Genomic DNA, 501 nt, shown 5'->3' with positions numbered 1-501 from the left:
TTACGACTTCGGCGCCAGCCAGGAGTCTTCGGCCTCGATGCCGTCCGGGTCGAAGGTCCAGGTGATCTTCTCGTACGTGAACGCGATGTCTTCCATGTGACCCATCTGCTGGTTCGACGGCGTCAGGCAGTTCGGCGTCCACGCGCGGATGTTGGTCAGGATCGCGTTCGACAGCTTCACCGTGTAGTACTTCTCTTCGGTCCCCTTGGGCGAGATCCGGTAGTACTCCAGCGTCACGTCCTTCATCTGCTCGCCCGAGGTCAGCGCCTGGAACAGCTTGGGCGAGGACTTGTCGATTTCCTTGGTCAAGGTCATCGGCAGGTGCACGCGCTTGCCGGTGGGCAGGCCGGTCTGCGGGCTCTTCGGGATTTCGATGGTGTGTTCCACGGCTTGCACGAGAATCTTCCCCTCGTGGCCTTTGACTTTGGTCGAGCCTTCGATCTTGCCTTGGTTTTGGCCTTCGAGGATCAGGTAGCAGGGCATTGGCATGATGGTTTCCTT

At 59.5% G+C, this 501-nt stretch carries 1 protein-coding gene; it reads right to left on the bottom strand.

Annotation, left to right across the window (positions count from 1 at the left end; genetic code table 11):
- Positions 1-489 carry an Hcp family type VI secretion system effector gene (locus CEJ42_RS24335; RefSeq protein ID WP_079217157.1) on the bottom strand — a complete coding sequence of 163 codons (489 nt, stop codon included), beginning with the start codon at positions 487-489 and terminating at the stop codon, positions 1-3.
- Positions 490-501: the final 12 nt, after the last annotated feature.

It is taken from the genome of Herbaspirillum robiniae (genome assembly GCF_002213415.1).
GTDB classification, from domain to species: domain Bacteria; phylum Pseudomonadota; class Gammaproteobacteria; order Burkholderiales; family Burkholderiaceae_D; genus Herbaspirillum; species Herbaspirillum robiniae.
The sequence above is the reverse complement of the archived record's forward strand: the minus strand, read 5'-3'. Positions and strand labels throughout refer to the sequence as shown.

What these genes read in the sequence shown, in the direction of transcription:
- CEJ42_RS24335 (WP_079217157.1), bottom strand. Translation starts at nt 489, where the DNA reads ATGCCAATGCCCTGCTACCTGATCCTCGAAGGCCAAAACCAAGGCAAG.